The organism is Pseudomonas sp. AC112 (assembly GCF_979253545.1).
The window spans coordinates 3,452,820-3,476,496 of sequence record NZ_CEEDCM010000001.1; the positions used below are offsets into that span (position 1 = coordinate 3,452,820).

Below are 23,677 nucleotides of genomic sequence, written 5' to 3' on the forward strand. Positions count from 1 at the left end.
CTGCCATGTTACGTACAATCAACTTCATGGGCGTTCGCAACGTTGCGTTCGGCGTCACCGTGCTCCTTACCGTTCTGGCGTTGTTCAGCTGGTTCCATAAGGGCCTGAACTACGGTCTGGACTTCACCGGCGGTACGCTCATCGAGCTGACCTACGAGAAGCCCGCCGACGTTACCCTGGTGCGCAACGAGCTGGTCAAGGCCGGCTATCACGAAGCCATCGTGCAAAGCTTCGGTGCAACGACCGACCTGCTGGTGCGTATGCCGGGCGAAGACCCGCAACTGGGTCACCAGGTGGCCGAGGCCTTGCAGAAGGTCGGCGGCGACAACCCGGCGTCGGTCAAGCGCGTCGAGTTCGTGGGCCCGCAGGTCGGTGAAGAACTGCGCGACCAGGGCGGCCTCGGCATGCTGATGGCGCTGGTCGGTATCATGATCTACCTGGCCTTCCGCTTTCAGTGGAAGTTCGGTGTCGGCGCCATTGTGTCGCTGATCCACGACGTGATCGTGACCGTGGGCATCCTGGCGTACTTCCAGATCACCTTCGACCTGACGGTGTTGGCAGCGGTGCTGGCGATCATCGGTTACTCGCTCAACGACACCATCGTGGTATTCGACCGGGTTCGCGAGAACTTCCGTGTACTGCGCAAGGCGTCGCTGATCGAGAACATCAACGTCTCGACCACCCAGACCCTGCTGCGGACCATGGCGACGTCGATCTCCACCTTGCTGGCGATTGCGGCACTGATGATCTTCGGTGGCGACAACCTGTGGGGCTTCTCCCTGGCACTGTTCATCGGCGTACTGGCGGGTACCTACTCGTCGATCTACATCGCCAACGTGGTGCTGATCTGGCTGAACCTCAACAGCGAAGACCTGATTCCTCCGGCCGCTACTGGCAAGGAGGTCGACGACCGCCCTTGAGGGGTGTTTGTCGGTCCGCTGTTACAAGAAAGGCGCGAGTATTGAACTCGCGCCTTTTTTTTTGCTCCAAGGCTGGGTATAGCGCGGACGTTTCAGTCCGCTTGTGATGGTCAGGAGGTTCAACGTGAACAAGTCGTTACTGGTTGGTGCGGTATTGGGTGCTGTCGGTGTTACTGCCGGGGGTGCTGTTGCCACCTACAGCCTGGTAAAAAGCGGCCCTGAGTATGCGCAAGTGCTGGCGGTGCAGCCGGTGAAAACCCAGATTAAAACGCCTCGCGAGGTCTGCAAGGACGTCGCCGTGACCCGGCAGAAGCCGGTTCAGGATCAACATCAGATCGTCGGTACCGTCGTGGGTGCCCTGGCCGGTGGCCTGCTGGGCAACCAGGTTGGTGGCGGTAATGGCAAGAAGCTGGCTACCGTAGCCGGCGCGGTGGGTGGCGGTTACGCCGGGAACAAGGTTCAGGAAGGCATGCAGAACCGCGATACCTACACCACGACGCAAACCCGTTGTAACACCGTCAACGACATCAGCGACAAGGTGGTTGGGTATGACGTGCGTTACAACCTGGATGGCAAGGAAGGTACCGTGCGTATGGAGCGTGACCCGGGTGGCCAGATTCCGGTCGACAAAGAAGGTCGCCTGATCCTGGGCCAGAACCAGCAGTAACTCACGCCGCAAAACCCGTAGGAGCCGGCTTGCCGGCGGTAGCGCTGGATCAGCTGGATCAGCTGGCTCAGTCGGCGCCTGGCGCGACGCCATCGCCGGCAAGCCGGCTCCTACAGTTGATTGTGTTTGCGTCAGTGGTATGGGTTCTTTCCCAAATTCCAGGCATAAAAAAGCACCCCTCGGGATGCTTTTTTTGTGCTCGCTCGCTTAGCGCTTCAGCGAGGCCGGCAGGTGCGGTTGGATCGCCGTCAGTACTGCCTTGAAGCATTTGGTGTTGCCGGCAACCACGTGGCCCTTCTCAAGGAAGTCGTGACCGCCCGTGAAGTCGCTCACCAGGCCGCCCGCTTCCTGGATCAGCAGCGCGCCTGCAGCCATGTCCCACTCGGACAGGCCCGACTCCCAGAACGCATCGAAACGACCGGCAGCCACGTAAGCCAGATCCAGGCTCGCTGCGCCGGCGCGACGGATGCCAGCGGTCTGGCCAACCAGGGCGCGGAACATGCCCAGGTAGTTTTCCAGGTTGTCCATCTGGTCGTCACGGAACGGGAAGCCGGTACCCAGCAGGGCGCCGTCCAGGCTGGTGCGACCGCTGACACGCAGGCGGCGACCGTTCAGCTGGGCGCCACGGCCACGGCTGGCGGTGAATTCTTCCTGGCGCACTGGGTCCAGGACAACGGCGTGTTCCAGGCGACCACGGTATTTGCACGCGATGCTCACGGCAAAGTGCGGGATGCCGCGCAGGAAGTTGGTGGTGCCATCCAGTGGGTCGATGATCCACAAGTAGTCTTCGCCTTCACCGCTACCTTTGTGCAGGCCGGTTTCTTCACCGAGGATGCCGTGGGTAGGGTAGGCCTTGCGCAGAGCGTCGATGATTTTCTGTTCGGCGGCGCGATCCACCTCGGATACGTAATCCTTGGCGTCTTTTTCGTCGACCTTGATGGTATCCAGGCGCTCGATGGAGCGGAAGATCAATTCACTGGCGCTGCGGGCGGCGCGCAGCGCGATATTCAGCATGGGCTGCATGGATGTGTCACCTAAGGTTGTTAAAGAAAGCCGAGCATTCTAGCAGAAACTTTCTTCAGGTGAAGGACGACGTTAGCTTTCATGGCATAACCTTAGGCTGTTCTGTAAGATTTGCTCCCCTTTCCCGTGTCCGAGAGCGCCTCCCTTGCTGCAAAACATTCGTGTCGTCTTGGTCAATACCAGTCATCCCGGCAACATCGGCGGGGTGGCGCGAGCCATGAAAAACATGGGGCTGACGCGCCTGGTGCTGGTCGAACCGCGTGTGTTCCCGCACCACGAGGCTGATGCCCGTGCGTCCGGCGCCAATGACATCCTGGAAAAAGCCCAGGTTGTCGCCACCCTGGAAGACGCCTTGGTCGGCTGCAACCTGGTGCTCGGCACCAGCGCCCGCGACCGCCGTATCCCCTGGCCACTGCTGGACCCGCGTGAGTGCGGCACCAAAGTGGTGGAGGAGACCGCCGGTGGCGCTGAAATCGCCTTGGTCTTTGGCCGTGAAGACTCCGGCCTCACCAATGAAGAGCTGCAGCGATGTCATTACCACGTGCACATCCCATCAGACCCTGAGTTCAGCTCACTGAACCTCGGGGCAGCGGTGCAGGTGTTGAGTTATGAGGTGCGCATGGCCTGGCTGGCCGCTGAGGGTCAGCCGAGCAAGGTAGAAAAGGATGAAGTGGCGTCGACCAAAAGTGGCGAGTTGGCCACCATGGACGAGCTGGAGCGGTTCTATGAGCACCTGGAGCAAACCCTGGTGGCCATCGAATTCCTCGATCCGGAAAAACCGCGGCACTTGATGGCGCGCCTGCGTCGCCTTTACGGACGCAGCTCGGTCAGCCGGGCAGAAATGAATATATTGCGTGGCATCCTCACGGAAACCCAGAAAGCGGCCCGTGGCGAGCTTCTTAAGCGGAAGGATTAAAAATGTTCGAGCGTTTGCGAGAAGATATCCAGAGTGTTTTCCACCGTGATCCGGCGGCGCGCAATGCCTTTGAAGTGCTGACCTGCTACCCGGGCATGCACGCCATCTGGATCCACCGCCTGTCCGGCGCCTTGTGGGGCATGGGCTGGAAATGGCTGGCGCGGTTGGTGTCGAACTTTGGGCGCTGGTTGACCGGGATCGAGATTCATCCGGGGGCCAAGGTCGGTCGTCGCTTCTTTATCGACCATGGCATGGGCATCGTGATTGGCGAGACCGCCGAGATCGGCGATGACGTGACGCTCTATCAGGGCGTGACCTTGGGTGGCACCAGCTGGAACAAAGGCAAGCGCCACCCGACACTGGAAAATGGCGTGGTGGTAGGGGCGGGCGCCAAGGTGCTCGGCCCATTCACCGTCGGCGCAGGTGCCAAGGTGGGCTCCAATGCCGTGGTGACCAAGGCTGTGCCGCCTGGCGCAACGGTGGTCGGTATTCCTGGCCGAATCATCGTCAAGCCGGAAGTCGGCGACGAGCAGGAGGCCAAGCGCAAGGCCATGGCCGAGAAGATCGGCTTTGATGCCTACGGTGTCAGCGAAGACATGCCTGACCCTGTAGCGCGCGCCATTGGCCAGTTGCTTGACCACCTGCAAGCGGTGGACGGCAAGCTGGATGGCATGTGCGGTGCGCTGAAGGATCTGGGTAGCCCTTACTGCGCCAAAGATCTGCCCGAATTGCGCGAAGAGGATTTTGCCGAGATCAAAGACGAAACCGCCACCACCAAGGCGGGCTGAACGCGGTCCCCTGTGGGAGCTGGCTTGCCTGCGATAGCGGTATGCCAGCCACCCCATGTAGTGCTGATCCACCGCTATCGCAGGCAAGCCAGCTCCCACAATTAATCTCCATTGGTCTCACCATCTCCGCCCCTGCCTGATGCCGCTGTTCGTCCCCACCCCATCCTGCTATGATTCGCGCGCCCTTTTTACGGGTAATCCTGACTAAAGTACTAGGTCTTATAGTTGACTTAAATACTCGGGAATCGCATACTTGCCCACATTCTGAAACACCTTGGTAATTGTCCATGAGACTGACTACAAAAGGCCGATACGCGGTGACCGCCATGCTTGACCTGGCTTTGCACGCGCAAACTGGGCCGGTGTCCCTGGCCGATATCTCCGAGCGCCAAGGCATTTCCCTGTCCTACCTCGAGCAGTTGTTCGCCAAATTGCGCCGCAGCAATCTGGTTTCCAGCGTTCGCGGTCCAGGCGGCGGCTATCAATTGTCCCGCGACATGCAGGGCATCCAGGTAGCCCAGGTGATCGATGCGGTCAACGAATCCGTCGACGCTACAAAATGCCAGGGCCTGGGTGATTGCCACGCCGGCGACACCTGCCTGACGCACCATTTGTGGTGCGATCTGAGCCTGCAGATCCATGAGTTTTTGAGTGGTATCAGCCTGGCTGATCTTGTGACTCGCCGTGAGGTGCAAGAAGTAGCCCAGCGTCAGGACCAGCGCCGTTGCAACACCAAGGCGCCGCGTCTGGACAAGATCGAAGCGTCCGCCGTCGAGTGACAGCCGAAGAGCTAACGGCACGCCAGCCCGCCTGATTTAGGAGAAAGTCCATGAAATTGCCGATTTACCTTGATTACTCAGCGACTACCCCGGTTGATCCGCGTGTCGCGCAAAAAATGAGCGAATGCCTGCTGGTTGACGGAAACTTCGGCAACCCGGCCTCCCGTTCCCACGTATTCGGCTGGAAAGCCGAGGAAGCGGTCGAGAACGCTCGTCGCCAGGTTGCTGACCTGGTTGGCGCAGACCCGCGTGAAATCGTCTGGACCTCCGGTGCCACCGAGTCCGACAACCTGGCAATCAAGGGTGCGGCGCATTTCTATGCGACCAAGGGCAAACACCTGATCACCACAAAAATTGAGCACAAGGCTGTCCTCGACACCATGCGCCAACTGGAGCGTGAAGGTTTCGAGGTCACCTACCTCGAGCCAACCACCGACGGTATCGTCACCCCGGCGATGATCGAAGCCGCGCTGCGTGAAGACACCATCCTGGTTTCCGTGATCCACGTGAACAACGAAATCGGCACCATCAACGACATCGCGGCCATCGGCGAGCTGACCCGCTCGAAGGGCATCCTGCTGCACGTCGACGCTGCTCAGTCTACCGGCAAGGTCGATATCGACCTGTCGAAACTGAAAGTCGACCTGATGTCGTTCTCTGCCCACAAGACCTACGGCCCTAAAGGCATCGGCGCGCTATATGTGAGCCGCAAGCCACGTGTGCGCATCGAAGCCACCATGCACGGCGGCGGTCACGAGCGTGGCATGCGTTCCGGCACCCTGGCGACCCACCAGATCGTTGGCATGGGCGAAGCCTTCCGTGTAGCCAAGGAAGACATGGCTGCCGAAAACGTGCGCATCAAGGCCCTGAGCGATCGCTTCTACAAGCAGGTCGAGAACCTTGAAGAGCTGTACATCAACGGCAGCATGACCGCCCGTGTACCGCACAACCTGAATTTGAGCTTCAACTACGTCGAAGGCGAGTCGCTGATCATGGCACTCAAGGACCTGGCGGTTTCGTCCGGTTCGGCCTGCACCTCGGCGTCCCTTGAGCCTTCGTACGTACTGCGCGCCCTGGGCCGCAACGACGAACTGGCACACAGCTCGATCCGCTTTACGTTCGGCCGTTTCACCACCGAAGAGCAAGTCGACTACGCCGCGCAGAAAGTCTGCGAAGCCGTCAACAAGCTGCGCGTTCTGTCGCCGCTGTGGGACATGTACAAAGACGGTGTCGATATTTCCAAGATCGAGTGGGCGGCACACTAAATATAGAAGCCGCCACCCAAGCTCTGTAGGAACGTGGCGGAAAACGCAGGCGTTTCTACAGGGTTCCAGAGCGGCCCTGATGAGTGAGGATTCAGTACCATGGCTTACAGCGAAAAGGTCATCGACCACTACGAAAACCCGCGCAACGTCGGCAAGATGAACGCGGAAGACCCTGATGTCGGCACCGGCATGGTCGGCGCTCCGGCGTGCGGCGATGTGATGCGCCTGCAGATCAAGGTCAACGACGCTGGCGTTATCGAAGACGCCAAGTTCAAGACCTACGGCTGCGGTTCGGCCATCGCCTCCAGCTCCCTGGCGACCGAATGGATGAAAGGCAAGACCCTGGATGAGGCTGTGACTATCAGCAACACCCAGCTGGCCGAAGAACTGGCCTTGCCGCCCGTGAAAATCCACTGCTCGGTACTCGCAGAAGACGCCATCAAGGCGGCCGTTCGCGACTACAAGCAGAAGAAAGGCTTGATCTAAGCATTTGGCGACGAGTAAGGAGTCAACGATGGCTATCAGCATGACAGAAGCGGCTGCGCAGCACATTCGCCGCTCCCTGAATGGGCGCGGTAAAGGTGAGGGGATTCGTCTGGGTGTTCGCACCACGGGCTGTTCCGGCCTTGCCTACGTGCTGGAGTTTGTCGACGAGGTGGTTGAAGAGGACCAGGTGTTCGAAAGTCACGGCGAGAAAGTGATCATCGACCCCAAGAGCCTGACCTACCTGGACGGCACCGAACTCGATTTCGTCAAGGAAGGGTTGAACGAAGGCTTCAAGTTCAACAACCCCAACGTACGCGGTGAGTGTGGCTGCGGCGAAAGCTTCAACATCTGAGGCTATTCGTGGGTACTCCTTGTCATTTCGCTTTATTCGAGCTGCAGCCGAGCTTTCGGCTGGACCTTGAGCAGCTTGCCACGCGCTACCGAGAACTGGCGCGTGGCGTGCATCCGGACCGCTTCGCTGACGCCTCCGAGCGTGAGCAACGCTTGGCGCTGGAGCAATCGGCCAGCCTCAACGAAGCCTATCAGACGCTCAAAAGCCCCCCCAAGCGCGCGCGTTACCTGCTCGCGATGAATGGTGGCGAGTTGCCGCTTGAAGTCACGGTTCATGACCCCGACTTCCTGATGCAGCAGATGCAGTGGCGCGAAGAACTCGAAGACTTGCAGGACGAGGCCGATCTGGCCGGCGTCGCAGTCTTCAAGCGTCGTCTGAAAACCGCCCAGGATGAGCTCAACGAAAGCTTCGCAGCCTGTTGGAACGATGCAGCGCAACGCGAACAGGCCGAACGCCTGATGCGGCGCATGCAGTTCCTCGACAAGCTCACCTACGAAGTGCGCCAGCTAGAAGAGCGCCTCGACGATTAACCCAGTGTGCTGCCCGTGATGCACGCCTGATAGACAGATAAGACCTGATTACCATGGCCCTACTGCAAATCGCCGAACCCGGCCAAAGCCCTCAACCTCACCAGCGTCGCCTGGCGGTCGGGATTGACCTGGGCACCACCAATTCCTTGGTTGCTGCCTTGCGCAGCGGCCTGTCCGAGCCGTTGCCCGACGCTGATGGCCAGGTGATCCTGCCGTCCGCCGTGCGCTATCACGCTGATCGCACCGAAGTCGGTGAGTCAGCCAAGCTGGCAGCCTCTAGCGATCCTCTGAACACCGTGCTGTCGGTCAAGCGCTTGATGGGTCGTGGTCTGTCCGACGTCAAGCAATTGGGCGACCAACTGCCCTACCGCTTTGTTGGCGGCGAATCCCATATGCCGTTCATCGACACTGTCCAAGGCCCGAAAAGCCCGGTGGAAGTGTCGGCCGATATCCTCAAGGTGCTGCGCCAACGCGCGGAGAAAACCCTGGGCGGTGAACTGGTCGGTGCCGTAATCACCGTTCCGGCTTATTTCGATGACGCTCAGCGCCAGGCCACCAAGGACGCAGCGAAACTCGCCGGCCTGAACGTACTGCGCCTGCTCAACGAGCCGACTGCGGCGGCCGTGGCCTATGGCCTGGACCAGCATGCAGAAGGCCTGGTCGCTATTTACGACCTGGGCGGTGGTACCTTTGATATTTCGATCCTGCGCCTGACCGGCGGTGTCTTCGAAGTGCTCGCCACCGGCGGCGACAGCGCCCTGGGCGGCGATGACTTCGACCACGCCATTGCGGGTTGGATCATCACCAGCGCCGGCTTGTCTGCCGACCTGGACCCAGGCGCGCAGCGCAACCTGCTGCAAACCGCCTGCGCGGCCAAGGAAGCGCTGACCGATGCTGCAAGTGTTGAAGTTTCCTACGGCACCTGGTCGGCCCAACTGACTCGCGAAGCCTTCGATGCGTTGATCGAGCCAATGGTTGCCCGCAGCCTGAAAGCCTGTCGCCGCGCGGTGCGCGATTCCGGTATTGAGCTGGAAGAGGTCGGTGCCGTCGTCATGGTCGGTGGTTCCACCCGCGTGCCACGCGTGCGTGAAGCTGTCGCCGAAGCCTTTGGTCGTCAGCCGCTGACTGAAATCGACCCGGATCAAGTGGTCGCCATCGGCGCTGCGATCCAGGCCGATACCCTGGCCGGTAACAAGCGCGATGGTGGCGAACTGCTTCTGCTCGACGTGATCCCGCTGTCCCTGGGGCTGGAAACCATGGGTGGCTTGATGGAGAAGGTGATTCCCCGCAACACCACCATCCCCGTCGCCCGCGCCCAGGACTTCACCACGTATAAAGATGGCCAGACGGCCATGATGATTCACGTGTTGCAAGGTGAGCGCGAGCTGATCAGCGACTGCCGCTCCCTGGCGCGCTTTGAATTGCGCGGCATTCCGGCGATGGTGGCGGGTGCGGCGAAGATTCGCGTGACCTTCCAGGTCGACGCCGACGGCTTGCTCAGCGTCGCCGCGCGTGAATTGGCCTCCGGTGTTGAAGCCAGCATCCAGGTCAAGCCGTCCTACGGCCTCACCGACGGCGAAATCGCCAAGATGCTCAAGGACTCGTTCCAATATGCCGGTGACGACAAGGTCGCCCGTGTATTGCGTGAGCAGCAAGTAGACGCCCAGCGCTTGCTCGAAGCGGTGCAGGGCGCCCTTGAGGCCGACGGCGAGCGCCTGCTGGATGACGAGGAGCGCATGGTCATCGACCTGCAGATGCAGGAATTGGCTGAACTGATGAAAGGCAACGATGGCTATGCCATCGAGCAACAGACCAAGCGCTTGTCGCAGGTGACTGATGCCTTTGCCGCCCGCCGCATGGATCAGACGGTGAAAGCCGCACTGGCCGGGCGCAACCTGAATGAAATCGAGGAATAATCAATGCCGCAGGTCATTTTTCTGCCACACGCCGAGCACTGCCCGGACGGTATGGTCGTGGAGGCTGAGACCGGCAAGTCCATCCTCGAAGTTGCCCATGACAACCACATCGAGATCGAAAGCGCCTGCGGCGGTGTGTGCGCTTGCACCACGTGCCATTGCGTGATCCGCGAGGGTTTCAACTCCCTGGAAGAAGCGGATGAGCTCGAAGAGGACTTTCTGGACCGCGCCTGGGGCCTGGAGGCGACTTCTCGCCTAAGTTGTCAGGCAAAGGTCGGAACTGAAGACATCACCGTCGAAATCCCGAAATATTCCCTCAACCATGCAGCCGAAGCGCCGCATTGATTCAAGGAAATGTCATGAGCCTGAAATGGGTTGATGTACAAGAAATCGCTATACAACTTGCTGAAGCTCATCCGGAGGTCAATCCTCTTACGGTCAACTTCGTCAAGCTGCGCAATCTGGTGATGGAGCTGCCGGACTTCGATGACATCCCTGATCGGGGTGGCGAGAAGGTCCTGGAGGCGATTCAAGGCCTGTGGATCGAAGAAGCAGACTGAGCCGCCTTTTTACGCAGTTAGGCAATACCCAATAACCCGCGTATAATTCGCGGGTTTAATTTTTCGTAAATTACCGTTTCTGGAGTTACACCATGGCTGTTCAACGTACTTTCTCCATCATCAAGCCTGACGCTGTTGCAAAAAACGTCATCGGCGAGATCACCACTCGTTTCGAAAAAGCCGGCCTGAAGGTTGTAGCTTCGAAACTCAAGCAACTGTCCAAGGCTGAAGCTGAAGGCTTCTACGCTGAGCACAGCGCTCGTGGCTTCTTCGGCGACCTGGTTGCCTTCATGATCTCCGGTCCTGTTGTTGTCCAGGTTCTGGAAGGCGAAAACGCTATCGCTCTGAACCGTGAGCTGATGGGCGCTACCAACCCTAAAGAAGCCGCTGCCGGCACCATCCGTGCTGACTTCGCTGAGTCCATCGACGCCAACGCTGTACACGGTTCGGACTCCGAAGCCGCTGCTGCTCGCGAAATCTCGTACTTCTTCGCAGCTACTGAAGTAACCGCTCGCTAAGCATCGGCTTAAAGAGTGAGGGTGAATCCATGACGACATCGACTGTAAAAACCAACCTGCTGGGGCTGACCCAGCCGGAAATGGAGAAATTCTTCGACTCAATCGGGGAGAAGCGTTTCCGTGCCGGTCAGGTAATGAAATGGATTCACCACTTTGGCGTCGACGATTTCGACGCCATGACGAACGTCAGCAAGGCCCTGCGCGACAAGCTCAAGGCCATTGCTGAGGTCCGTGGTCCCGAAGTGGTCAGCGAGGACATCTCCAGCGACGGCACCCGTAAGTGGGTGGTGCGCGTGGCGTCTGGCAGCTGCGTCGAGACTGTTTACATTCCCCAGGGCAAGCGCGGCACTTTGTGCGTTTCGTCCCAGGCAGGCTGTGCCCTGGACTGCAGTTTCTGCTCCACCGGCAAGCAAGGCTTCAACAGCAACCTCACCGCCGCCGAAGTGATCGGCCAGGTGTGGATTGCCAACAAATCCTTTGGCAGCGTCCCGGCAACCGTCGACCGTGCCATCACCAACGTGGTGATGATGGGCATGGGTGAGCCGCTGCTGAACTTCGACAACGTCGTTTCGGCCATGCATCTGATGATGGACGACCTTGGCTATGGCATCTCCAAGCGCCGTGTGACCCTGTCGACCTCCGGCGTGGTGCCGATGATCGATGAGCTGTCCAAACACATCGACGTCTCCCTGGCGTTGTCGCTGCACGCACCCAATGACGCATTGCGTAACCAATTGGTGCCGATCAACAAGAAGTATCCGCTTAAGATGCTGCTCGAATCTTGCCAGCGCTACATGTCGTCCCTGGGCGAAAAGCGCGTGCTGACCATCGAGTACACCTTGCTCAAAGACATCAACGACAAGGTTGAACACGCGGTCGAGATGATCGAGCTGCTCAAGAACATCCCGTGCAAGATCAACCTGATTCCGTTTAACCCGTTTCCACATTCTGGCTACGAGCGGCCGAGCAACAACGCCATCCGCCGTTTCCAGGATCAACTGCACCAGGCCGGCTACAACGTCACCGTACGCACCACCCGTGGTGAAGACATCGACGCCGCCTGTGGCCAATTGGTAGGGCAGGTGATGGACCGCACCCGCCGCAGCGAGCGCTATATCGCCGTGCGTGAACTGAACGCCGCCGACGATCTGCCGCAAATTGCTGTGAATCGAATCTGAGAGAGGATCTCTATGCCCTTGCGCCTTGCGCTGCTTTTGCTTGTTACCGGTCTAGTGGCCGGTTGTGTTTCATCGGGCCATGACAGCCCTTTGCAAACCGGTAAAGGCCGTGATGAGGCGCGAGTTGCCTATGTGCAATTGGGCTTGGGCTACCTTCGACAAGGCATGAGTGAACAGGCCAAGGTGCCGCTGAAGAAGGCCCTGGTGCTGGACAGCGACGATGCCGACGCCAATGCTGCACTGGCCCTGGTGTTCCAGGCCCAGGCCGAGCCGGAGCTGGCCGAACAGTATTTTCACAAGGCCCTGGCCTCCCGTCCTGCCGACCCTCGGCTGCTGAACAACTACGGCAGCTTCCTGTTCGAGCAGAAACGTTATGACCAGGCCGCCCTTTATTTCCAGCAAGCCGGCGCCGATACCCTCTATCCTGAGCGTTCGCGGGTGTTCGAGAACCTCGGGGTCACCTCGATGCGTCTTGGCCAGCGTGATAGCGCTCGCCAGCAGCTGGAAAAAGCCCTGCATTTGAACGGTCACCAGCCTCGGGCATTGCTCGAAATGGCTGAGTTGTCCTACGAAGACAGGCATTATGTGCCGGCACGTGACTATTACGAGCGTTTTAGCCTGCTCAGCGGGCAAAATGCACGTAGTCTATTGCTCGGTGTGCGCCTGGCGACGGTTCATGAAGAACGCGACACGGCTGCACTTTTTGGCCAGCAACTCGAACGACTCTATCCCGGTACGCCGGAATATCAGCAATACCTGTCGGAGCAATGATGAAAGCGGCGCACCCGGAAGTTGTAGCAGCTAATCGCGTAAACCCAGGCGACACCTTGCGTCAGGCCCGCGAAAGCAATGGTTGGTCGCTGGCAGAAGTGGCCCTCAAGCTCAATTTGACCACCACGTCCCTGGGCAACCTGGAAGCCGGCGCGTTCGATAAGCTGCCGGGGCACACCTTCGCCCGTGGCTATATCCGTGCCTACGCCAAGTTGCTGGGTATCGACCAGGCCGTACTGGTCCAGGAGTTCGACCAGTTCACCGGTACCGACTCCCAGGGCAGCAATGTGCATGGCCTGGGTCGCATCGAAGAGCCGGTGCGGGTTTCCCACACGATTTTGCGAATTGTCAGCCTGTTGCTGCTGATCGCGGTCATTGGTGGCGGTTTCGTCTGGTGGCAAGACCAGGCCTCCCAGCGCTCCAAGGACCTCACCAGCAACGCCATGGAGCACGTCGAAGTCGAAAGCGCCGATGGCACCACCCAGATTCATCCACTGGATGAGCCGGAAGACCAGGCTGTGGCTGAAGGCCAGGCCGCGCCTGAAGCGCCGCTTGCCACAGAGCAGCCAGCAACGGAAACCGCACCTGCCGCCACCGCTGCCGCACCGGCCCCCGCGACGCCGGCTGCGCCGGCTCACACCCCGGCAGCCCCGGTCGCCCAGGCCCATACGCCGGCCGCTCCTGCGCAGGTGCCTGCTACCACCGCTCCAGCCGCGCCGGCAGCCCCTGCGATTTCACCGCCCACCACCCCAGCCCTGATCGCTGGTGATGGCCGCGTACAGATTACCTTCATCGCTGACTGCTGGACGCAAGTCACCGATGGCAATGGCAAAGTGCTGTTTAGCGGTCTGAAGCGTAAGGGAGATACGCTCGACCAAGGCGGCAAGCCTCCTTTGACGCTGCGTCTGGGCTTTGCCCGTGGCGCGCAAGTGGCCTACAACGGCCAGCCTGTGGACGTAGCGCCGTTCACCAGTGGCGAGACCGCTCGCCTGAAGTTGGGACAATAGTCATGCACGGCGAATCTCCAATCAAACGTCGCGTATCGCGCAAGATCTGGGTCGGCTCCGTGCCGGTGGGTGGCGACGCCCCCATCGCGGTACAGAGCATGACCAACAGCGACACCAATGATGTGGCCGCCACCGTTGCCCAGATCAACCGCCTGGAAGCTGCTGGCGTGGACATCGTGCGCGTCTCCGTGCCGGACATGGACGCTGCCGAAGCGTTCGGCCGCATCAAGCAACTGGTCAAAGTGCCGTTGGTGGCCGACATTCACTTCGACTACAAGATCGCATTGCGCGTAGCCGAACTGGGCGTGGACTGCCTGCGTATCAACCCGGGCAACATCGGTCGCGAAGACCGTGTGCGCGCAGTGGTTGACGCTGCGCGCGACCGTGGCATTCCAATCCGTATCGGCGTCAACGCCGGTTCCCTGGAAAAAGACCTGCAAAAGAAATACGGCGAGCCTACCCCGGCGGCGCTGGTTGAATCGGCGCTGCGCCACGTTGAACACCTGGAGCGCCTGAATTTCCAGGACTTCAAGGTCAGCGTAAAGGCCTCCGACGTGTTCATGGCGGTAGAAGCCTATCGGCTGCTGGCCAAGGAAATCGTGCAGCCATTGCACCTGGGTATCACCGAAGCTGGCGGTTTACGCTCAGGCACAGTGAAATCTGCGGTGGGTCTCGGTATGCTGCTCGCCGAAGGGATTGGCGATACTATCCGCATCTCCCTCGCGGCAGACCCGGTAGAGGAAGTGAAGGTCGGTTACGACATTCTCAAATCCCTGCATTTGCGTTCCCGTGGCATCAACTTCATTGCCTGCCCGAGCTGCTCGCGGCAGAACTTCGACGTGGTGAAAACCATGAACGAACTGGAAGGGCGCCTCGAGGACCTGCTGGTTCCGTTGGATGTGGCGGTGATCGGTTGCGTGGTCAACGGCCCGGGTGAAGCCAAAGAGGCGCATATCGGCCTGACTGGCGGTACACCGAACCTGATCTACATCGACGGCAAGCCGTCGCAGAAGTTGACGAATGACAATCTGGTGGATGAGCTCGAAAGACTGATCCGCGAGAAAGCGGCCGAGAAGGTCGCGGCTGACGCAGCGCTGATCGCGCGCGGCTAAGAACGAATTTAAGGATTTGATGTGAGCAAGACTCTGCAAGCCATTCGTGGCATGAACGACATCCTGCCGGAGCAGACGCCGCTGTGGCGCTATTTCGAGGGCACTGTCGCGCGCCTGCTGGATAACTACGGTTACAAGCAGATCCGCATGCCGATTGTCGAATTCACCGAGCTGTTCAAGCGCTCTATTGGTGAAGTGACCGACATCGTCGAAAAAGAGATGTACACCTTTGAAGACCGCAACGGCGACTCCCTGACCCTGCGTCCGGAAGGCACTGCCGCGTGCGTTCGCGCTGTGCTTGAGCATGGCCTCACCGGTGCTGGCCAGCCGCAGAAGTTGTGGTACATCGGCCCGATGTTCCGCCACGAGCGTCCACAGAAAGGCCGCTATCGCCAGTTTCACCAGATCGGCCTGGAAGTGTTCAACATTGACGGCCCGGACATCGACGCCGAGCTGATCGTGCTGACCTGGCGCCTGTGGGGCCTGCTGGGCATCCGCGATGCGGTCAAGCTTGAACTCAACAGCCTGGGCACCAGTGAATCCCGCGGCCGCTACAAAGTGGCCCTGGTCGAGTACCTGTCCGCCCACTTGGACAAGTTGGACGAAGACAGCCAGCGCCGTCTGAAGACCAACCCATTGCGCGTCCTCGATACCAAGAACGCCGATACCCAGGCCGTGCTGGTCAATGCGCCGAAAATGGCCGACTACCTGGACGACGAGTCCCGTATCCACTTCGAGGGCCTCAAGGCTCGCCTGGATGCGGCCGGTATTCCGTTCGTGATCAACACCAAGCTGGTGCGCGGCCTCGATTACTACAGCAAGACCGTGTTCGAGTGGGTCACCGACAAACTCGGCGCCCAGGGCACCGTGTGTGCTGGTGGTCGTTACGACGGCCTCGTCGAGCAGATGGGCGGCAAGCCGACCACCGGCGTGGGCTTCGCCATGGGCATCGAGCGGCTGATCCTGCTGCTGGAAACCCTGGAGCAGGTCCCGGAAGAGATCTCCCGTCAGGTGGACGTGTACCTGTGCGCCTTTGGCGAGGCGGCCGAACTGGCGGCCCTGGCCCTGAGCGAAAAAGTCCGCGACCAACTGCCGAACCTGCGCCTGCAGATCAATGCCGGCGCCGGCAGCTTCAAGAGCCAGTTCAAGAAGGCCGACAAGAGCGGTGCGCTGTATGCACTGATCCTCGGCGAAGACGAGCTGGCCCAGCAAGTAATAGGTTTCAAACCCCTGCGTGGCCAGGGTGAGCAACAGAACATTGCCTTTGATGCGCTCGCTGCGCACTTGGCCACCTGCGTCGTGCAGGGTTGAAGCTGTCGAACAGCCGAATTTAGCGATTAAGGAGTATTGGGGTGTCGAGTACTGATGATGAGCAACTGGCCGAGTTCAAGGACTGGTGGCAGCGCAACGGCAAGCCCCTGGTTACTGGCGGCCTGCTGGCTTTAGTGGTGGTGTTCGGCTGGCAAGCCTGGACCAAGTATCAGGCCAACCAGTCCCAAGGCGCCTCGATCCTCTATCAGCAATTGCTGGAAACCACCCTGACGCCGGACGGCAAGCCTGATCCTGCGCAGGTTGCAGACCTGGCCGGCAAGCTGAAGAACGAATTCGGCGGTACCACCTACGCCCAATACGGCAGCCTGTTTGTCGCGAAAGTCGCGGTCGACACCGGCAAGCTGGATGACGCAGCCGCTGAGCTGAAGGCCATCGCCGACAAGCCGACCAACCCGACCCTGGGTGAAATCGCACGTCAGCGCCTGGCTCAGGTACTGGCGGCACAGAACAAGGCTGACGAAGCACTCAAACTGCTCGACGGCGATGCTGACAAGGCATTTGTAGCCACTCGCGAAGAGCTCAAGGGCGACCTGTTGGTCCAATTGGGTCGTACCGACGAAGCCAATGCTGCGTACCAAAAAGCCAAGGCGGCGCTGTCTGATGAAGCGGCGGTCGGTGGCTTACAAATCAAGCTGGACGACTTGGCCAAAGGGGATGCGTGACGTGATCCGTTGGAAACATGCAGCATTGCTGGCTCTGGCCGTTCTGGCCGCGGGTTGCAGCAGCAACAGTAAGAAAGAACTGCCGCCTGCGGAGCTGACCAGCTTCAAGGAAGAAGTGGTCCTGCAAAAGCAGTGGAGCCGCTCCATCGGTGACGGCCAGGGTGAAACCTACAACATGCTGGTACCGGCAATCGACGGTGACAGCATTGTGGCCGCTGACGTGACCGGCGTGGTGATCTCCATGGATCGCATGAACGGCGACGTGAAGTGGAAGAAAGACCTGGAATTGCCTGTCTCCGGCGCCGTCGGCGTGGGTTACGGCATGGTCCTGCTCGGCACGCTGAAAGGCGAAGTCGTGGCGCTGGATTCCAGCACCGGTGAAGAGAAATGGCGCGCTCGCGTGACCAGTGAAGTCCTCGCACCGCCTGCCACCAACGGCGATATCGTCGTGGTGCAGACCCAGGACGACCGCGTGATCGGCCTCGACGCCAGCACTGGCGAACAGCGCTGGTTGTACGACAGCACCCCGGCGGTGCTGACGCTGCGCGGTACCAGTGGTCCGATTGTGACCAACAATCTGGCCGTTGCAGGCCTGTCGACCGGTAAAGTGGTCGCCCTGGATACCCAGAACGGCGTGCCGGCCTGGGAAACCCGTGTGGCCATCCCTCAAGGTCGTTCCGAACTGGACCGCGTAGTGGACATCGATGGCGGCTTGCTGCTGTCCGGTGAAACCCTCTACGTTGCCACTTACCAGGGCCGTGTTGCGGCACTGGACCTGCAGAGCGGCCGCGTTAACTGGCAGCGTGATGCTTCCAGCTACGCCGGTGTCGCCCAAGGGTTTGGCAGCGTCTACGTAAGCCTCTCGTCCGGCACCGTTGAAAGTGTCGACGAGCGTTCCACCACTGCACTGTGGAGCAACGACTCCCTGGCTCGCCGCCAACTGTCGGCGCCGGAAGTATTCTCCAGCTACGTGGCGGTCGGTGACTTCGAAGGCTACCTGCATCTGCTGAGCCAGGTGGATGGTCGCTTCGTGGGTCGCGAGCGTATCGACAGCGACGGCCTGCGTGCGCGTCCGCTGGTGGTGGGTAACATGCTTTATGTGTATGGCAACAGCGGCAAGCTGGAAGCCCTGACCATCAAGTAAGAACTATGCTTGGGGTAACACCCAGGCGGCCCCGCTTCGGCGGGGCATGCGGCATTTGATTATGCTGCCCCGAGCACCAGCCGCTGCCTTGCAGCGGCTTTTGTATTTTCTGAAATAACGAAGTGGAGAGCCGCATGGTTCCCGTAATCGCCCTGGTGGGCCGACCTAACGTCGGCAAGTCCACCTTGTTCAACCGCCTGACCAGGACTCGCGACGCCATTGTCGGCGACTTGTCCGGTCTGACCCGTGATCGCCAATACGGTGAGGCAAAGTGGCAAGGGCGCTCCTACATTATTGTCGACACCGGTGGTATCTCCGGTGACGAGCATGGCATGGACGAAAAGATGGCCGAGCAGTCGCTGCTGGCCATTGAAGAAGCCGATGTCGTGTTGTTCCTGGTGGACGCCCGTGCGGGCTACACCGCTGCCGACCAGATGATTGGCGAGCACCTGCGCAAGCGCAACAAGCGTTCTTATCTGGTCGCCAACAAGATCGACAACATCGATCCTGAGCAGGCCCGTGCCGAGTTCAGCCCGATGGGCCTGGGCGACGCGATTCCAATCGCCGGTGCCCACGGTCGCGGCATCACCCAGATGCTGGAAGTCGCCTTGCGCGACTTCCCCAAGGATGACGTCGAGGAAGAAGAGGGTGAGGAAGAGATCGTCGCCGAAGGTGAGGAAGCCAAGCGCATTCCTGGCCCGAGCGAAAAAGACGGTATCAAGATCGCCATCATCGGCCGCCCTAACGTCGGCAAGTCGACCCTGGTCAACCGCATGCTTGGTGAAGACCGGGTCATCGTCTATGACCAACCCGGCACCACCCGTGACAGCATCTACATCCCGTTCGAACGTAACGACGAGAAGTACACGCTGATCGACACCGCCGGTGTGCGCAAGCGCGGCAAGATCCACGAGGAAGTTGAAAAGTTTTCGGTGGTCAAGACGCTGCAGGCGATCAAAGACGCCAACGTGGTGATCTTCGTGATGGACGCCCGCGAAGGCGTGGTGGACCACGACCTCAACCTGCTGGGCTTTGCCCTCGAGGCCGGTCGTGCCCTGGTGATCGCGATCAACAAGTGGGATGGCATGACGCCGAGCGAGCGCGATTTCGTCAAGATCGAGCTGCAACGTCGGCTGTTCTTCGTCGAGTTCGCGGACATCCACTTCATCTCGGCACTGCACGGCACCGGCGTGGGCAACCTCTACGCCTCCGTGCAGAACTCGTTCAAGTCTGCGGTGACCCGCTGGCCGACCAACCGCCTCACCCAGATCCTGGAAGATGCCGTTGGCGAGCACGCGCCGCCGATGGTCAACAACCGCCGGATCAAACTGCGTTACGCCCACTTGGGTGGTGCCAACCCGCCGATTATCGTGATCCACGGTAACCAGATCGAGAAGGTGCCGAAGTCCTACGTGCGTTACCTGGAGAACACCTACCGCCGTGTCTTGAAACTGGTCGGTACGCCGATCCGTATCGAGTTCAAGGGTGGCGAGAACCCATACGAAGGCAACAAGAACACCTTGACTGACCGTCAGGTGAACAAGAAGCGTCGTTTGATGACTCACCACAAGAAGGCCGATAAGAAGCGCCGCGACAAGCGCTGATTTCGACCTCGCGAAAAGGGCTCTTGAAGAGCCCTTTTTTGTGCGCGACCGTTTGTGCCTTGACCCGGTGCGGCCGGCAGCTTAAAACTTGGGGCTCACCTGCAGGGGCCTCCGATGATCACCAGCAAGCTGCCGAATGTCGGCACGACCATTTTCACCACCATGTCGCAACTCGCTGCCGAAACCGGCGCACTCAACCTGTCCCAGGGCTTCCCGGACTTCAATGGCCCCCAGGGTTTGCTCGATGCGGTGGGCAAACATATCGCCCTCGGTCACAACCAATATGCACCCATGACCGGCCTGCCGGTGCTGCGTCAGCAGGTGGCGGCCAAGATCGCCCGCAGTTATGGCGCCACGGTGAATGCCGACAGTGAGGTGACCATCACCCCTGGCGCCACCGAGGCGATCTTCTGTGCGATCCAGGCGGTGATTCGCAACGGCGATGAAGTGATCGTGTTCGACCCCAGCTACGACAGCTACGAGCCCTCAGTGGAGCTGGCCGGCGGTCGTTGCGTGCATGTGCAACTGAGCCTGGACGGCTTTGCCCTCGACTTCGAGAAGATCAAGGCCGCGCTGTCACCGCGCACGCGCATGATCATCCTCAACTCCCCCCACAACCCGACGGGTGCGCTGATCAGCCGCGCCGAACTGGACCAATTGGCCGAACTGATCCGCGACCGTGATATCTACCTGGTCAGCGATGAAGTCTACGAGCACCTGGTCTTCGACGGCGTGCCCCACGTCAGCGTGCTGGCCCATGAAGAGTTGTACCAGCGCGCCTTCGTGGTCAGCTCGTTCGGCAAGACCTACCACGTCACCGGCTGGAAAACCGGCTACGTCGTCGCGCCGCCGGCCCTCAGCGCCGAACTGCGCAAGGTGCATCAATACGTCAACTTCTGCGGCGTAACCCCCCTGCAGTATGCGTTGGCCGACTTCATGGCCGAACACCCGGAACACGTCGAGGAACTGCCGGCGTTCTATCAGGCCAAGCGCGACCTGTTCTGCGATTTGCTCGCTCCCTCCCGTTTCAGCTTTACCCGTGTGACTGGCACCTACTTCCAGTTGGTGGATTACTCACAGATCCGCCCAGACCTGGATGACGTCGCCATGTCTCTCTGGATGACCCGCGAACACGGCGTGGCCACCATCCCGGTCTCGGTGTTCTACCAAACCCCACCCCAAGGCCAGCGCCTGGTGCGCCTGTGCTTTGCCAAACGCGAGGAAACGCTGCAACAAGCGGCGGAGAAACTATGCGTGATCTGAGTGCACTGCCGAACCTGACTCTCGCCCTGGTCCAGACCAGCCTGGCCTGGCATGACCGCCAAGCCAACCTCGAACATTTCGAGCTGCTGTTGGAGCAGGCCAAAGGTGCCGACCTGATCGTGCTGCCGGAGATGTTCACCACCGGTTTCTCGATGGCGTCGCAAACCCTCGCAGAGCCAGAGAACGGCCCGACCCATCGCTGGCTCCAGGCCCAGGCGGCGAAGTACAACGCGGTGATCACTGGCAGTGTGATCATCCAGGCCGCCGACGGCAGCCACCGCAATCGCCTGCTATGGGCACGGCCGGATGGCGAGGTGCTGCATTACGACAAGCGCCATTTGTTCCGTATGGCCGGCGAGCACGACCACTACACCCCCGGCGAACGCCAGGTGCAGTTCGAGTTGAAGGGCTGGCGTATACGCCCATTGATTTGCTACGACCTGCGCTTTCCGGTGTGGAGTCGCGATGCTCAGGACACCGACCTGCTGCTGTACACCGCCAACTGGCCGGGTGCGCGGCGCCTGCATTGGAACCGACTGCTGCCGGCACGGGCCATCGAGAACCTGTGCTACGTGGCGGCGGTGAACCGCGTGGGCACGGATGGTAAGGGGTTTGCCTACACCGGGGACAGCCAGGTGCTGGACTTCCAGGGTGAGACGCTGCTGAGTGCGGGGGAGGCGGATGGGGTATTCCAGGTGAACCTGGATGCGGCGGAATTGGCGGCATATCGCACTAAGTTCCCGGCCAACCTGGATGCCGATAGCTTTCAGTTTGTCTGACCCACCGCCATCGCGAGCAAGCCCGGCTCCCACACTTGGAGCGCGATTACCTGTGGCAGCCGGGCTGCCCGCGATGAGGCCCTCACAGGCTACACAAATCTGATAGCCAACAAAAAGGCCCCTGAGTTCTCACCCAGGGGCCTTTTGCATTCCTACGAACTGGCTTACGCGGCTTTCGCTTCCTGCTGGCTCAACGAGCGGTTCAGCGCGCTGAACAGCGCCTTGAAGCTGGCGGTGGTGATGTTTTCATCAATACCCACGCCATGCACCGGGCGCTCACCGTTCACGCGCAACTCGATGTAGGCGGCGGCCTTGGCGTTGGTGCCCGCACCGATTGCATGTTCGTTGTAGTCCATGATCTCCACGCCAATCGGCAGGCCCGCTACCAGCGCTTCCAGCGCGCCGTTGCCTTTGCCTTTCCAGTGCAGGTTGGTTTCGCCCTGGCCCTTGCCCGAGACTTCCACCTCGACAAAGCTGTTGCCGTTTTCTTCCTGCAGGCGATGGCTGACCAACGCATACGGGGTGTTGGCTTGCAGGTATTCACGCTGCAGCAAAGCGTAGATCTGCGGTGCGGTCATCTCCAGGCCGACGCGGTCGGTTTCGGCCTGTACCACCTGGCTGAACTCGATCTGCATGCGACGCGGCAAGCTGATGTCGTATTCCTGTTCCAGCAGGTAGGCGATGCCGCCCTTGCCCGACTGGCTGTTCACGCGAATCACCGCTTCGTAGCTGCGGCCAATATCGGCCGGGTCGATCGGCAAGTACGGCACTTCCCACAGCGCATCGTCTTTCTGCTGGGAGAAGCCCTTGCGGATCGCATCTTGGTGCGAACCGGAGAAGGCGGTGTGCACCAGGTCACCGACGTACGGGTGACGTGGGTGAACCTGGATCTGGTTGCACTCTTCGACGACTTTGCGCACGCCGTCGATGTCGGAGAAGTCCAGCTGTGGGTCGAGGCCCTGGGTGTACATGTTCAGCGCGACGGTCACGAGGTCGACGTTACCGGTACGCTCGCCGTTGCCGAACAGGCAGCCTTCGACACGGTCGGCGCCGGCCATCAGGCCCAGCTCGGTGGCGGCCACGCCGGTGCCACGGTCGTTGTGGGTGTGCAGGCTGATGATCACGCTGTCACGGCGGTTGATGTGGCGACCGAACCACTCGATCTGGTCGGCATAGATGTTCGGCGTGGCGCACTCCACGGTGGCCGGCAGGTTGAGGATCATCTTGTGCTCAGGCGTCGGGTTCCACACCTCGATCACCGCGTCACACACTTCCTTGGCGAACTCCAGCTCGGTGGCGCTGAAGGTCTCCGGGGAGTATTCGAAGGTCCACTGGGTTTCCGGCTGCTGGGCGGCGTATTTGACGAACAGCTTGGCCGCGTTGACCGCGATGGCCTTGATGCCTTCCTTGTCCTGGTTGAACACGATACGGCGGAAGGACGGCGACGTGGCGTTGTACAAGTGCACGATGGCCTTCTTGGCCCCGCGCAGGGATTCAAAGGTGCGGGCGATCAAGTCTTCACGGCCCTGGGTCAGCACCTGGATGGTGGTGTCCTCGGGGATGTGGCCATCTTCGATCAGGGTGCGCACGAAGTCGAAGTCGGTTTGCGACGCCGCCGGGAACGAGGCCTCGATTTCCTTCACGCCAACGGCGACCAGGGTCTTCCAGAAGCGCAGCTTTTTCACAGCGTCCATCGGCTCGATCAGCGACTGGTTGCCATCACGCAGGTCGGAACTGCACCAGATCGGCGCTTCGGTGATGGTCTTCGATGGCCAGGTGCGGTCCGGGATATCGATGGTCGGGAACGCGCGGTACTTCGAAGACGGGTCTTTGAGCATGCTCATCGGGAAATCCTTGTTGTAGGGGCCGAGAAAAGGCGGCCTGCCGTATAACTGTTTTTAGGGATAAAACGTAAAGACGAGGCAGATCGATTCAGCCTGGCAGTCGTGCGCTGACAAGGCACAGGCTGCGGTGCTGGCGGAGCTGAATGAGGGTGTGAGAGGTTTTCATAGGCCCAACCCTAACCGCGTGGCGGAAAGATGGCAAGTTACGAAAAAAAATTGAGATAATTTCCTGTTTTTACTTTTTTATTGATTTTTGTTGTT

At 60.2% G+C, this 23,677-nt stretch carries 25 protein-coding genes; 23 read left to right on the top strand and 2 right to left on the bottom strand.

Annotated features, from left to right (window positions below; genetic code table 11):
- Positions 1-5 precede the first annotated feature (5 nt).
- Positions 6-920, top strand: coding sequence for a protein translocase subunit SecF (secF, locus tag AC0IYN_RS15935; protein WP_065908613.1), 915 nt, complete (start codon positions 6-8; stop codon positions 918-920).
- A gap of 124 nt (positions 921-1,044) precedes the next feature.
- Positions 1,045-1,587: a glycine zipper 2TM domain-containing protein gene (locus AC0IYN_RS15940; RefSeq protein ID WP_406599063.1), complete on the top strand. Its 543-nt coding sequence runs from the start codon at positions 1,045-1,047 to the stop codon at positions 1,585-1,587.
- A gap of 207 nt (positions 1,588-1,794) precedes the next feature.
- On the opposite strand, the gene suhB is transcribed toward AC0IYN_RS15940, so the two are convergent.
- Positions 1,795-2,610, bottom strand: a complete 816-nt coding sequence (suhB, locus tag AC0IYN_RS15945; RefSeq protein WP_003175971.1) for a type III secretion system regulator SuhB — start codon at positions 2,608-2,610, stop codon at positions 1,795-1,797.
- 145 nt (positions 2,611-2,755) lie between these two features.
- On the opposite strand from suhB, the gene trmJ reads away from it, so the two are divergent.
- The 21 genes from trmJ to AC0IYN_RS16050 all read left to right on the top strand — a co-directional run bounded on the left by trmJ (position 2,756) and on the right by AC0IYN_RS16050 (position 21,572).
- Positions 2,756-3,526: a tRNA (cytosine(32)/uridine(32)-2'-O)-methyltransferase TrmJ gene (gene trmJ / locus AC0IYN_RS15950; protein ID WP_406599064.1), complete on the top strand. Its 771-nt coding sequence runs from the start codon at positions 2,756-2,758 to the stop codon at positions 3,524-3,526.
- 2 nt (positions 3,527-3,528) lie between these two features.
- Positions 3,529-4,314 (top strand): serine O-acetyltransferase, encoded by a 786-nt coding sequence (gene cysE / locus AC0IYN_RS15955; protein ID WP_099494227.1) that lies wholly within the window; start codon positions 3,529-3,531, stop codon positions 4,312-4,314.
- Between the two features lie 287 nt (positions 4,315-4,601).
- Positions 4,602-5,093: a Fe-S cluster assembly transcriptional regulator IscR gene (gene iscR / locus AC0IYN_RS15960; RefSeq protein WP_003194020.1), complete on the top strand. Its 492-nt coding sequence runs from the start codon at positions 4,602-4,604 to the stop codon at positions 5,091-5,093.
- A gap of 50 nt (positions 5,094-5,143) precedes the next feature.
- Positions 5,144-6,358, top strand: a complete 1,215-nt coding sequence (locus tag AC0IYN_RS15965) for an IscS subfamily cysteine desulfurase (protein ID WP_017530022.1) — start codon at positions 5,144-5,146, stop codon at positions 6,356-6,358.
- A gap of 99 nt (positions 6,359-6,457) precedes the next feature.
- Positions 6,458-6,844 (top strand): Fe-S cluster assembly scaffold IscU, encoded by a 387-nt coding sequence (gene iscU, locus AC0IYN_RS15970; protein ID WP_003175965.1) that lies wholly within the window; start codon positions 6,458-6,460, stop codon positions 6,842-6,844.
- Positions 6,845-6,872: 28 nt separating this feature from the next.
- A complete protein-coding gene (gene iscA, locus AC0IYN_RS15975) occupies positions 6,873-7,196 on the top strand; it encodes an iron-sulfur cluster assembly protein IscA (protein ID WP_003209680.1) in 324 nt (107 codons plus the stop codon).
- Between the two features lie 8 nt (positions 7,197-7,204).
- Positions 7,205-7,726: a co-chaperone HscB gene (gene hscB, locus AC0IYN_RS15980; protein ID WP_078050105.1), complete on the top strand. Its 522-nt coding sequence runs from the start codon at positions 7,205-7,207 to the stop codon at positions 7,724-7,726.
- 53 nt (positions 7,727-7,779) lie between these two features.
- Entirely contained in the window at positions 7,780-9,642 is a 1,863-nt protein-coding gene (gene hscA / locus AC0IYN_RS15985) for a Fe-S protein assembly chaperone HscA (RefSeq protein WP_457267312.1), read from the top strand.
- Positions 9,643-9,645: 3 nt separating this feature from the next.
- On the top strand, positions 9,646-9,987 hold the full coding sequence (gene fdx, locus AC0IYN_RS15990) for an ISC system 2Fe-2S type ferredoxin (RefSeq protein WP_015885743.1): 342 nt from the start codon (positions 9,646-9,648) through the stop codon (positions 9,985-9,987).
- 14 nt (positions 9,988-10,001) lie between these two features.
- Positions 10,002-10,202: a Fe-S cluster assembly protein IscX gene (iscX, locus tag AC0IYN_RS15995; protein WP_003238461.1), complete on the top strand. Its 201-nt coding sequence runs from the start codon at positions 10,002-10,004 to the stop codon at positions 10,200-10,202.
- 92 nt (positions 10,203-10,294) lie between these two features.
- A complete protein-coding gene (ndk, locus tag AC0IYN_RS16000; protein ID WP_003175956.1) occupies positions 10,295-10,720 on the top strand; it encodes a nucleoside-diphosphate kinase in 426 nt (141 codons plus the stop codon).
- A gap of 29 nt (positions 10,721-10,749) precedes the next feature.
- On the top strand, positions 10,750-11,898 hold the full coding sequence (gene rlmN, locus AC0IYN_RS16005; protein WP_025859274.1) for a dual-specificity RNA methyltransferase RlmN: 1,149 nt from the start codon (positions 10,750-10,752) through the stop codon (positions 11,896-11,898).
- A 12-nt stretch (positions 11,899-11,910) separates the two neighbouring features.
- Positions 11,911-12,669 (top strand): type IV pilus biogenesis/stability protein PilW, encoded by a 759-nt coding sequence (gene pilW, locus AC0IYN_RS16010; protein ID WP_471842315.1) that lies wholly within the window; start codon positions 11,911-11,913, stop codon positions 12,667-12,669.
- Positions 12,669-13,676 carry a RodZ domain-containing protein gene (locus tag AC0IYN_RS16015; protein ID WP_406599067.1) on the top strand — a complete coding sequence of 336 codons (1,008 nt, stop codon included), beginning with the start codon at positions 12,669-12,671 and terminating at the stop codon, positions 13,674-13,676. Before pilW ends, AC0IYN_RS16015 begins: the two co-directional genes overlap by 1 nt.
- Positions 13,677-13,678: 2 nt before the next feature.
- Positions 13,679-14,788 (top strand): flavodoxin-dependent (E)-4-hydroxy-3-methylbut-2-enyl-diphosphate synthase, encoded by a 1,110-nt coding sequence (ispG, locus tag AC0IYN_RS16020; RefSeq protein WP_025859271.1) that lies wholly within the window; start codon positions 13,679-13,681, stop codon positions 14,786-14,788.
- A gap of 21 nt (positions 14,789-14,809) precedes the next feature.
- Positions 14,810-16,099, top strand: coding sequence for a histidine--tRNA ligase (gene hisS / locus AC0IYN_RS16025; RefSeq protein WP_471842316.1), 1,290 nt, complete (start codon positions 14,810-14,812; stop codon positions 16,097-16,099).
- Positions 16,100-16,140: 41 nt separating this feature from the next.
- On the top strand, positions 16,141-16,782 hold the full coding sequence (locus AC0IYN_RS16030; RefSeq protein ID WP_078050100.1) for a YfgM family protein: 642 nt from the start codon (positions 16,141-16,143) through the stop codon (positions 16,780-16,782).
- Positions 16,775-17,926, top strand: a complete 1,152-nt coding sequence (gene bamB / locus AC0IYN_RS16035; protein ID WP_078050099.1) for an outer membrane protein assembly factor BamB — start codon at positions 16,775-16,777, stop codon at positions 17,924-17,926. Before AC0IYN_RS16030 ends, bamB begins: the two co-directional genes overlap by 8 nt.
- 134 nt (positions 17,927-18,060) lie before the next feature.
- Complete coding sequence (gene der, locus AC0IYN_RS16040; protein ID WP_078050098.1) at positions 18,061-19,530, top strand: ribosome biogenesis GTPase Der; 1,470 nt, start codon at positions 18,061-18,063, stop codon at positions 19,528-19,530.
- 114 nt (positions 19,531-19,644) lie between these two features.
- Entirely contained in the window at positions 19,645-20,793 is a 1,149-nt protein-coding gene (locus AC0IYN_RS16045; RefSeq protein ID WP_078050097.1) for a pyridoxal phosphate-dependent aminotransferase, read from the top strand.
- Complete coding sequence (locus AC0IYN_RS16050) at positions 20,781-21,572, top strand: amidohydrolase (RefSeq protein ID WP_406599069.1); 792 nt, start codon at positions 20,781-20,783, stop codon at positions 21,570-21,572. The genes AC0IYN_RS16045 and AC0IYN_RS16050 overlap by 13 nt, the downstream gene beginning before the upstream one ends.
- 164 nt (positions 21,573-21,736) lie before the next feature.
- Here the strand turns inward: AC0IYN_RS16050 and leuA are convergent, their stop codons facing one another.
- The gene (gene leuA / locus AC0IYN_RS16055) at positions 21,737-23,416 is read right to left on the bottom strand and encodes a 2-isopropylmalate synthase (RefSeq protein ID WP_406599070.1); all 1,680 of its coding nucleotides are present in this window, start codon (positions 23,414-23,416) and stop codon (positions 21,737-21,739) included.
- Positions 23,417-23,677: the final 261 nt, after the last annotated feature.

Excerpts from the sequence above, each read along its gene's own strand:
- secF (WP_065908613.1), top strand. The coding sequence starts at position 6 with ATGTTACGTACAATCAACTTCATGGGCGTTCGCAACGTTGCGTTCGGC.
- suhB (WP_003175971.1), bottom strand. The coding sequence starts at position 2,610 with ATGCAGCCCATGCTGAATATCGCGCTGCGCGCCGCCCGCAGCGCCAGT.
- cysE (WP_099494227.1), top strand. The coding sequence starts at position 3,529 with ATGTTCGAGCGTTTGCGAGAAGATATCCAGAGTGTTTTCCACCGTGAT.
- iscR (WP_003194020.1), top strand. The coding sequence starts at position 4,602 with ATGAGACTGACTACAAAAGGCCGATACGCGGTGACCGCCATGCTTGAC.
- AC0IYN_RS15965 (WP_017530022.1), top strand. The coding sequence starts at position 5,144 with ATGAAATTGCCGATTTACCTTGATTACTCAGCGACTACCCCGGTTGAT.
- iscU (WP_003175965.1), top strand. The coding sequence starts at position 6,458 with ATGGCTTACAGCGAAAAGGTCATCGACCACTACGAAAACCCGCGCAAC.
- iscA (WP_003209680.1), top strand. The coding sequence starts at position 6,873 with ATGGCTATCAGCATGACAGAAGCGGCTGCGCAGCACATTCGCCGCTCC.
- hscA (WP_457267312.1), top strand. The coding sequence starts at position 7,780 with ATGGCCCTACTGCAAATCGCCGAACCCGGCCAAAGCCCTCAACCTCAC.
- fdx (WP_015885743.1), top strand. The coding sequence starts at position 9,646 with ATGCCGCAGGTCATTTTTCTGCCACACGCCGAGCACTGCCCGGACGGT.
- iscX (WP_003238461.1), top strand. The coding sequence starts at position 10,002 with ATGAGCCTGAAATGGGTTGATGTACAAGAAATCGCTATACAACTTGCT.
- ndk (WP_003175956.1), top strand. The coding sequence starts at position 10,295 with ATGGCTGTTCAACGTACTTTCTCCATCATCAAGCCTGACGCTGTTGCA.
- rlmN (WP_025859274.1), top strand. The coding sequence starts at position 10,750 with ATGACGACATCGACTGTAAAAACCAACCTGCTGGGGCTGACCCAGCCG.
- pilW (WP_471842315.1), top strand. The coding sequence starts at position 11,911 with ATGCCCTTGCGCCTTGCGCTGCTTTTGCTTGTTACCGGTCTAGTGGCC.
- AC0IYN_RS16015 (WP_406599067.1), top strand. The coding sequence starts at position 12,669 with ATGAAAGCGGCGCACCCGGAAGTTGTAGCAGCTAATCGCGTAAACCCA.
- ispG (WP_025859271.1), top strand. The coding sequence starts at position 13,679 with ATGCACGGCGAATCTCCAATCAAACGTCGCGTATCGCGCAAGATCTGG.
- bamB (WP_078050099.1), top strand. The coding sequence starts at position 16,775 with ATGCGTGACGTGATCCGTTGGAAACATGCAGCATTGCTGGCTCTGGCC.
- der (WP_078050098.1), top strand. The coding sequence starts at position 18,061 with ATGGTTCCCGTAATCGCCCTGGTGGGCCGACCTAACGTCGGCAAGTCC.
- AC0IYN_RS16045 (WP_078050097.1), top strand. The coding sequence starts at position 19,645 with ATGATCACCAGCAAGCTGCCGAATGTCGGCACGACCATTTTCACCACC.
- AC0IYN_RS16050 (WP_406599069.1), top strand. The coding sequence starts at position 20,781 with ATGCGTGATCTGAGTGCACTGCCGAACCTGACTCTCGCCCTGGTCCAG.
- leuA (WP_406599070.1), bottom strand. The coding sequence starts at position 23,416 with ATGAGCATGCTCAAAGACCCGTCTTCGAAGTACCGCGCGTTCCCGACC.